The organism is Streptomyces asoensis (assembly GCF_013085465.1).
Taxonomy (GTDB): Bacteria; Actinomycetota; Actinomycetes; order Streptomycetales; family Streptomycetaceae; genus Streptomyces; species Streptomyces cacaoi_A.
Genome location: NZ_CP049838.1, coordinates 7,882,974 through 7,891,208, shown reverse-complemented (window position 1 = coordinate 7,891,208; position 8,235 = coordinate 7,882,974). Strand labels below are relative to the sequence as shown.

7 protein-coding genes are annotated in these 8,235 nt (G+C 72.5%); 5 read left to right on the top strand and 2 right to left on the bottom strand.

Translation table 11 applies throughout. From position 1 onward, the window contains the following. Positions 1-233 precede the first annotated feature (233 nt). The 3 genes from G9272_RS35350 (at position 234) to G9272_RS35340 (ending at position 3,341) form a co-directional block, all read left to right on the top strand. On the top strand, positions 234-1,259 hold the full coding sequence (locus G9272_RS35350) for a FecCD family ABC transporter permease (protein ID WP_171400290.1): 1,026 nt from the start codon (positions 234-236) through the stop codon (positions 1,257-1,259). Between the two features lie 122 nt (positions 1,260-1,381). Then, positions 1,382-2,377 carry a FecCD family ABC transporter permease gene (locus G9272_RS35345; RefSeq protein ID WP_253268263.1) on the top strand — a complete coding sequence of 332 codons (996 nt, stop codon included), beginning with the start codon at positions 1,382-1,384 and terminating at the stop codon, positions 2,375-2,377. Between the two features lie 4 nt (positions 2,378-2,381). Further along, positions 2,382-3,341: an ABC transporter ATP-binding protein gene (locus tag G9272_RS35340; protein WP_171400289.1), complete on the top strand. Its 960-nt coding sequence runs from the start codon at positions 2,382-2,384 to the stop codon at positions 3,339-3,341. Positions 3,342-3,408: 67 nt separating this feature from the next. Here the strand turns inward: G9272_RS35340 and G9272_RS35335 are convergent, their stop codons facing one another. After that, positions 3,409-4,362 (bottom strand): methionyl-tRNA formyltransferase, encoded by a 954-nt coding sequence (locus tag G9272_RS35335; protein WP_171400288.1) that lies wholly within the window; start codon positions 4,360-4,362, stop codon positions 3,409-3,411. A gap of 96 nt (positions 4,363-4,458) precedes the next feature. Between G9272_RS35335 and G9272_RS35330 the strand changes: the two genes are divergently transcribed. Both G9272_RS35330 and G9272_RS35325 read left to right on the top strand, forming a co-directional pair. Then, entirely contained in the window at positions 4,459-5,766 is a 1,308-nt protein-coding gene (locus G9272_RS35330; RefSeq protein WP_437184388.1) for a lysine N(6)-hydroxylase/L-ornithine N(5)-oxygenase family protein, read from the top strand. Positions 5,767-5,865: 99 nt separating this feature from the next. Then, the gene (locus tag G9272_RS35325) at positions 5,866-6,537 is read left to right on the top strand and encodes a formylglycine-generating enzyme family protein (RefSeq protein WP_171400286.1); all 672 of its coding nucleotides are present in this window, start codon (positions 5,866-5,868) and stop codon (positions 6,535-6,537) included. A 110-nt stretch (positions 6,538-6,647) separates the two neighbouring features. On the opposite strand, the gene G9272_RS35320 is transcribed toward G9272_RS35325, so the two are convergent. Beyond that, positions 6,648-8,150, bottom strand: a complete 1,503-nt coding sequence (locus G9272_RS35320; RefSeq protein ID WP_171400285.1) for an amidohydrolase — start codon at positions 8,148-8,150, stop codon at positions 6,648-6,650. Between the last annotated feature and the right edge of the window lie 85 nt (positions 8,151-8,235).

Here is an 8,235-nt window from a genome sequence, read left to right as displayed (position 1 = left end):
AGTGCGGTGTGGAACGACTCAGCGGAGCCGCGACCGCTCGAATAGTAAGGTAAGCATTGCCTTACTTGATAGACCCCTTCCGGAACCACGGGTCCAAGTCACCGTGGCTGAGGTTATGCTCACCTAACCTGCTGACAGGATCGTCCGGCGGTCCGCCAACAGGGGTCTGCGCGAGGGGCGATGACCCGACGGCACCCCGGCGAGACCCCGGACCGCGACATGGAGACCGGCAAGTGGCTTCAGGCAGAAGGCTTCGCACCGCGGTGCTGGTGACACTCGTCGCCGCCCTCCTCATCGCCCTGTCCCTGCTGTCCGTGGCGCTGGGCGCGCTGAACGTCCCGCTCGACCAGGTGGTCCGCGCGGTCCTCGGCCATCCGCCCAGCCGCCTCGTCGACAACATCGTCTGGTCGGTGCGGGTCCCCCGCACCCTGCTGGGCCTGACGACGGGCGCCGCGCTCGGCCTGTCCGGCGCGCTGATGCAGGCCCTCACCCGCAACCCGCTCGCGGACCCGGGCATCCTCGGCGTCAGCGCCGGGGCGTCCTTCGCGATCGTGCTGGCGGTCGCGGTGTTCGGGGTCGGATCGCTCTACGGTTATGTCTGGTTCGCGTTCGGCGGGGCGCTCGCCGCGAGCGTCCTGGTCTTCTACCTGGGGCGGCTGGGCCGTTCCGGGGCCACGCCCGTGAAGCTGGCGCTCGCCGGGGTCGCCGTCACCTCGCTGCTGTCGTCGCTCACCAGTGCCGTGGTGCTGACCGACCAGGACGCCCTGGACCGCTACCGCTTCTGGTCGGCCGGCTCACTGGCCGACCAGGGCTCCGGTGAACTGCTGCGCATCGCGCCCTTCCTCGCCGTCGGCGCCGTCCTCGCCCTGTCCTGCGCGCCCGCCCTCAACAGCATGGCCCTCGGCGACGACGTGGCCGCCTCGCTGGGCCGGCGGCTCGGTCTGGTCCGCCTCCAGGGGGTCACCGCGGTGATGCTGCTGACCGGCGCGTCGGTCGCCGTCATCGGTCCCGTGGTCTTCCTCGGCCTGGTCGTCCCGCACATCGCGCGGGTCCTCGCCCAGTACGCCGGGATCGGCCCCGACCACCGCTGGCTGCTGCCGCTGTCCGCCGCGCTCGCGCCCGTACTGCTGCTGTCCGCCGACATCCTGGGCCGGACGCTGGCCCGGCCCACCGAGATCCAGGCCGGCGTCCTCGTCGCCTTCCTCGGCGGCCCGTTCTTCATCGCCCTGGTCCGCCGCCGCAAGCTCGCGGAGGTGTGAGCGTGCCCGCACAGTCCCCCACCACACCGGCCACACCAACCGTCGAGGCGTCCCCCGCCGTCCCCACGCACCCCGCGCTGCGCGGCCGGCCGTTCCGGCTGGCCTTTCCGCCGGTGTCCGGCATGCTGCGCCCGCGCCTGGTCCTGACCGGGGTCCTCGTCGGCGCGGGAGCGTTCCTGCTGTTCTGCTGGGGCCTCACCCTCGGCGACTACCCCGTGCCCTTCACCGACGTCGTCAGGGCGCTCGGCGGCGCGGGCGACCCCGGCACGGTCATCGTCGTACAGGATCTGCGGCTGCCGCGCGCGCTGACGGGGCTGCTGGTCGGCATCGCGTTCGGCGTCTCCGGGGCCGTGTTCCAGACGATGACCCGCAACGCGCTGGCCAGCCCCGACATGATCGGGCTGACCGAGGGCGCCGGAACGGCCGTGGTGGCGGCCGTGGTCCTCGGCTGGACCGGCGGCCTCGGACTGTCGACGCTGGGGCTGCTGGGCGCGCTGGCGACCGCGCTGCTCGTCTACGCGCTGGCGTGGAAGGGCGGGACCACCGGGTACCGCATCATCCTCGTCGGCATCGGCGTGTCCTGGATCTGCACCAGCGCCACCGACTTCCTCGTGGCGCGCGGCAGCCGGTTCCAGGCGGAGGAGGCCGTCGGCTGGCTGGTCGGCAACCTCAACGGCCGGACCTGGGACCAGGTGGACACCCTGGCCCTCGCCATGGCCGTGCTCCTGCCGGTCACCCTGGGCATGGGCCGCTGGATGCGTACCCTCCAGCTCGGCGACGACGTGGCCGCGGGGCTCGGCACGCCGGTCCAGCCGGTCCGGCTGGCCCTGTTGCTGGCCGGGGTGGGGCTGGTCGCCTTCGGCACGGCGGCGGCCGGCCCGGTGGCCTTCGTGGCGCTGGCCTGTCCGCAGATCGCCCAGCGGCTGGCGGGCACCGCGTCGCCGCCCCCGATCGTCTCCGGTCTCACCGGCGCGTTGGTCGTCCTCGGTTCGGATCTCCTCGCCCGCGAGGCGATCCCCGGGACGGAACTGCCGGTCGGGATCGTCACCGGCGCCCTCGGCGCGCCGGTCCTGCTGTGGCTGCTCATCCGCGCCAACCGCGCGGGCTCTGGAGGCTGATCCCATGTCGACCACCGACCCGCGCACCCCGCGGCCGTCCGAGCCGAAGGCCGGCGCCGGCATCCCGCGTCCGTCCGCCACCGGCGCCGATGCGACGGGCCCGGACGCCGCCCACCCGCCGTCCGCCGGGCCGGAGTTGCGGGCCAGGAACCTGCATCTCGCCTACGACGGACGGTCGGTGGTGGAGGATCTGGACCTCAGCGTGCCGACCGGCCGGATCACCGCCATCGTCGGGGCCAACGCCTGTGGCAAGTCGACCCTGTTGCGCGCGCTGGCCCGGCTGCTCACGCCGCGGCAGGGCGTCGTCGAGCTGGACGGCGTCGCCCTGCGGTCCGTGCCGACCCGCGAACTCGCGCGCACCCTCGGCATCCTGCCGCAGACGCCGGTGGCACCGGAGGGGCTGACCGTCTTCGACCTGGTGGGCAGGGGCCGTTCACCGCACCAGACCTGGTGGCGGCAGTGGTCCGCGGCGGACGAGGAGGCCGTGCACGGGGCGCTGGCGGCGACCGGTCTGACCGACCTCGCCGACCGTCCGGTCGACGAGCTCTCCGGCGGCCAGCGGCAGCGGGCGTGGATCGCGATGGCCGTCGCCCAGGGCACCCCCGTCCTGCTCCTGGACGAGCCGACGACCTATCTCGACCTCGCGCACCAGATCGATGTGCTGGACCTGATCACGGACCTCAACCGGCGCGAGGGACGCACGGTGGTGATGGTGCTGCACGACCTCAACCAGGCCTGCCGGTACGCCGATCACGTCATCGCCATGAAGGCGGGCCGGATCGTCGCCGAGGGCCCGCCCGCCGAGGTGGTCACCGAGGCCACCGTCGAGGACGTCTTCGACCTGCGCTGCCGGATCACCCCCGACCCGGTCAGCGGGACTCCGCTGGTCATCCCGTTGGGCCGGCACCACCACGACGGCGACGTCCGGGCCGAGGACGCGAGGCCGGCGGCGATCGTCGACTGACCCGGCGACGGGCCCCCGCCACGCAGGGCCGGGGGCCCGTCCGGTTCAGCCGTTCCCGTTCAGGCCGTCAGGGCCGGGACGTCAGGTACCCGCCCATGGTGCGGAACCAGTCGGTGGCCGCGTACTCGGTGCCGTCGTCGGTGCGCACCCGGCGCACGAGGAGGCCCCGGCAGCGACCCGACCAGGACTCGGCCCCCGCCACCACGACGACGCCGTCGCCCTCCCGGATGAAGATCCGGCCCGGAGTGCCGCCGTAGTACCCCTCCGACACGGCCGCCGAGACGATCCTCAGCCGCTGACCCCGGTGGAAGGCGTACGCGTTCGGGTACGGGTCCGACTGGGCCCTCACCAGCCGTTCCAGCCGCTCCGCGGGCCAACTCCAGTCGATCCGGCTGTCCTCAGCCGACCGCTTGTGGAAGAAGCTGGCCCGGGCACGGTCCTGCGGCACCCACTGGCCGGCGTCCCGGCCGGAGGCGATCAGGTCGAGCGACTCCCGCACGATGGGCGCGATGAGGTCGACGGTCCGGTGGAACAGGTCGGTCGCCGTGTCGGTGGGCCCCACCGGCACCGAACGCTGCACCAGGACGTCCCCGGCGTCGAGTTCGGTGTTCATGCGGTGGGCGGTCACGCCGACGCGCTGCTCGCCGTTGAGGAGCGCCCAGATGATCGGCGAGAACCCCGCGTACGACGGCAGCAGCGAGTCGTGGATGTTGAGGGTGCCGTGCGGCGGCAGGTCGAACAGCTCCGGGGGCAGCCAGGTCCGCCAGTTGTTGGCGACGATGATGTCCGGCCGGGCGTCCGCCACCGCGGCCAGGAGTTCGGCGTCGTCGGGACGGTTGCGCAGCAGGACGGGGACGTCGTTCTTGTCCGCGAGTTCGGCGACGCTGTCGTCCCATATCTTCTCGTAGGCGTGCTCGCTCTTCGGATGGGTGACGACGAGGACGACCTCGTGGTCGGAGTCCAGCAGCGCCTGAAGCGTGCGGTGACCCCAGGTCTGGTAGCCGAGCATGACGACCCGCATGACGTCCTTCCCTTCAACGACTCATTGCAAGGTAAGCCTTACCTTATCTAGCATGGGCCTGCCTGAGGAGGCGATGCCAAGGTGAAGTCACCGCTCATGGGTCCCGACGTCATCCACGACGTGATCGGAATCGGATTCGGTCCGTCAAATCTCGCTCTGTCCATAGCGGTCGAGGAGCACAACACAGGCCTTCCGGCAGACCGCCGCCTCAACGCCCTTTTCCTGGAGCGGCAGCCGCGCTTCGGCTGGCACCGGGGCATGCTCATCGACGACGCCACGATGCAGGTGTCCTTCCTCAAGGACCTCGTCACCCTGCGCAATCCGACCAGCGACTTCAGCTTCCTCTGCTTCCTGCGCGAGCGGGGCAGACTGATCGACTTCCTGAACCAGAAGACCCTCTTCCCGCTGCGGATGGAGTTCCACGAGTACTTCGAGTGGGCCGCCGCGCGGGTCTCCCACCTGGTCTCGTACGGCAGCGAGGTGGTCTCCGTCGACCCGGTGCGCGGCGACGACGGAGAGGTGGCCTTCTTCGATGTCACCTGCCGCGACACCGCGGGCTTCGGCCCGACCGTGACCCGCCGGACCCGCAACGTCAGCGTGGCCATGGGTCTTGAGCCGCATGTGCCGCCGGACCTCGAACTCGCCGAACGCGTCTGGCACAACAGCGAGTTGATCCCGCGGGCCACGCGACTGGGCGAGTCGGGTGCCCCGGTACGGCGGGCCGTCGTGCTCGGCGCCGGCCAGAGCGCCGCCGAGGCGGTGGACTACCTGCACCGCACCTTCCCCGAGGCCGAGGTGTGCTCGGTCTTCGCCAAGTACGGCTACACCCCGGCCGACGACAGCCCGTTCGCGAACCGCATCTTCGACCCGGAGGCGGTCGACGTCTACTTCTCGGCGCCCTCCGAGGTCAAGCAGTCGCTGATCGACTACCACCGCTCCACCAACTACTCGGTGGTCGACATGGAGTTGATCGAGGCCCTGTACGCCACCTCGTACCGGGAGAAGGTGGCGGGCCGGGAGCGGCTGCGCTTCCTCAACGTCTCGCGGGTCCGCGCCGTGGACCCCGGTGCCGACGGCGGGCTCGAGATCGCCGTGGAGTTCCTGCCCACCGGTGAGCGGCAGGTGCTCTCCGCCGACGTACTGGTGCTCGCCACCGGCTACCGGCCCCGCGATCTGGCGTCGCTGCTCGGCGAGGCGGCCAAGCTCTGCCTCCGGGACGACGGGGACGCGGTCCGCGTGGGCCGGGACCACCGGGTGGAGACCGTGCCGGAGGTGACGGCCGGCCTCTATCTCCAGGGCGGAACCGAGCACACCCACGGGCTGACCAGCACCCTGCTGTCCACGGTCGCCGTCCGGGCGGAGGAGATCCACCGCTCCGTGCTGGCCGGCAGGCCGACGGTCTGACCCACCCGAACTCCCCGGGCCCGGAGGGTACGGTCCCTTCCGGTCCCGGGGTCCGCCCGGGCCGCCCGGGCCGCCCGGTCTCGTTAGGATCTCCTGATCATGGACGTGCTTACGGGGAACGAGATGGTCGCCGTCCCGCCGGGACAGGTGACGCTGTCGGACCGGCGGACGCAGCGCAGTTGGTCGGTCGAGCTCGCGCCCTACGAGCTGGCGGCAAGCCCGGTCACCCAGGCGTTGTACGCACAGATCACAGGCAGGCGGCCGAGTACCGCCCACGGGGACCGGCTGCCCGTCGAGTGCGTCTCCTGGTGGGATGCGGCGAGATTCTGCAACTCCCTGTCCCGGCGCGACGGGTGCACGCCCGCGTACCACTTCCGCGCCGACGACGAAGGGATCGAGTGGGACGCGTCCGCCGACGGGTACCGGCTGCCGACCGAAGCGGAATGGGAGCACGCCTGCCGAGCCGGTACGACCGGACCGCGCTACGGGGAGCTCGACGAGATCGCCTGGTACCGCGGCAACTCGCACGAACGCATGCACGCCGTGGGCGGAAAACACCCCAACCCGTGGGGATTTCACGACATGCTCGGCAACGTCTGGGACTGGTGCTGGGACGTCTACGACGCCGAGGTCTACGGCACCTACCGGGTGCTCCGCGGCGGTGGTTGGTTCGATGAGCACTGGAGTTGCCGGGCCTCCGCGCGGCGCCGCAGCCACCCGACCTTCCAGGTCGACGACGTGGGTTTCCGCATCGCGCGTTCCCTCGTGTGACGACCGGTTCCGCGTCCGCCGTCACCCGCGCGCAGATCGGCGAGCTCGCTCACCGGTCGTCCGACCACGTCGGGCATGCGCGGCGCGCGATCGCGCCGCCGCTCCTCGCCTCAGTACGGCCCATGGGTCCAGCGGCCGTCCGTCATCGTGGCGTGCACGGGCATCGCGCGCAGGGCGTCCGGGCCGGCCCTCGACGGGTCCACGTCCACGACCACCAGGTCGGCCGGGTCCCCGACCCTGATGAGCCGGCGTCCGCGCGCCGCCGCGACCAGCGCGTCCTCGACGGACAGGCGCTGCTCCGGATGCCAGGCGGGGCGTTCGTCGTCGGTCCGGCTGACGGCCGACGCGATGGCGAGCCATGGGTCGAGCGGCGAGACCGGGGCGTCGGAACCGAACTCCAGACGTGCCCCGGCGGCGAGCAGATCGGCGTAGGCGAAGGCGCGTCCGGTGCGTCCGGCCCAGTGCCGGTCCGCCACGTCACGGTCGTCCGTCGCGTGCCGGGGCTGCACCCCCGCAGTGACGCCCAGCCGCGCGAACCTCGGGAGGTCTTCGGGGCTCAGCAGCTGCGCGTGTTCGATCCGGCCTCGGCAGCGCACCGCCTCGAAGGCGTCCAGGGCCAGCGTGTTGGCGTGGTCGCCGATGGCGTGCACCGCGGGTTCGACGCCGTGCGCGGCGGCCCGCCGCATGAGCCGCACCAGCTCGTGCGGTGGCGTCTCCTCGATGCCGTGGGAACCGTCCGTGCCCTCCAGCCCCGGATAGGGATCGCGGCACAGCGCGGTACGGGTGTTGAGCGAGCCGTCGGTGAAGAGCTTCAGCGGTCCCACCCGCACCAGGCCGCCGGGCGCGCCGACCTCGTCCCCCGTGCGCAGTCCACGCCGCACGGCCGCGTCCAGGCGGCTCGGGTAGATCGCGGCCGACACCCGCAGGGCCGGCCGGAACGCGGCCGAGCGCCGCTCCCAGTCCGCGACCGTGTCGCCGAACTGGAAGTCGATGACGCCGGTGACCCCGCGGGCGGCGGCGGCCGCGCAGGCGTCCGCGATCCAGCCGTCGACCACCGCGGCCGGCGCCTTGGGGAGCGCGGACAGGACCTCGTGGCACTCGGTCTCCCTGACCAGGCCGGTGGGGTGGTCGCCCCGGCCGACGAGGGCGAGACAGGCGGAGTTCAGCCACGCGGCGTGCAGATCGGCGCTGACCAGGGCGACCGGCCGGTCGGGCAGGACCGCGTCGAGGAGCCGCTTGTGCGGGGCGTCGGGCCACAGCCCGTCCCGGAACCCGTATCCGAAGAGCACCGTGCCGTCGGGCGCCGCGCCGCCGCGTTCCCGCACCAGGTCGGCCACCGCCCGCGCGGAGGCTGTTCCGGCCAGGTCCAGACGGTGCCGGGCGCTCGCCCACTCCGCCATGTGGACGTGGGCGTCCCACAGGCCCGGCAGCAGCACCCGACCGTCCAGATCGAGGACCCGCTCGCCGTCGGCCGCCACCGCCCGTCCCCCGGTCTCCGCCTCGGCGACGACATGGGTGACCCTGCCGTCCGCGATCCGCAGCCGGGTGAGCGGCCCGCCGGCGCCGAGCCGCACCCGGTCGAGCGTCAGCGCGGCGCTCGCGTGGTCCGCCATGGGAACCTCCTCTGCGACAGGCGTCTCTCAACACCCCGGAATCCGCCAGGTAAAGTTAGGCTTACCTTATCTAATGATCGCGCTT

Bases quoted from the DNA above. Each gene is read 5' to 3' on its own strand.
- G9272_RS35335 (WP_171400288.1), bottom strand. From the start codon at position 4,362: ATGCGGGTCGTCATGCTCGGCTACCAGACCTGGGGTCACCGCACGCTT.
- G9272_RS35325 (WP_171400286.1), top strand. From the start codon at position 5,866: ATGGACGTGCTTACGGGGAACGAGATGGTCGCCGTCCCGCCGGGACAG.
- G9272_RS35345 (WP_253268263.1), top strand. From the start codon at position 1,382: ATGCTGCGCCCGCGCCTGGTCCTGACCGGGGTCCTCGTCGGCGCGGGA.
- G9272_RS35340 (WP_171400289.1), top strand. From the start codon at position 2,382: ATGTCGACCACCGACCCGCGCACCCCGCGGCCGTCCGAGCCGAAGGCC.
- G9272_RS35320 (WP_171400285.1), bottom strand. From the start codon at position 8,150: ATGGCGGACCACGCGAGCGCCGCGCTGACGCTCGACCGGGTGCGGCTC.
- G9272_RS35330 (WP_437184388.1), top strand. From the start codon at position 4,459: ATGGGTCCCGACGTCATCCACGACGTGATCGGAATCGGATTCGGTCCG.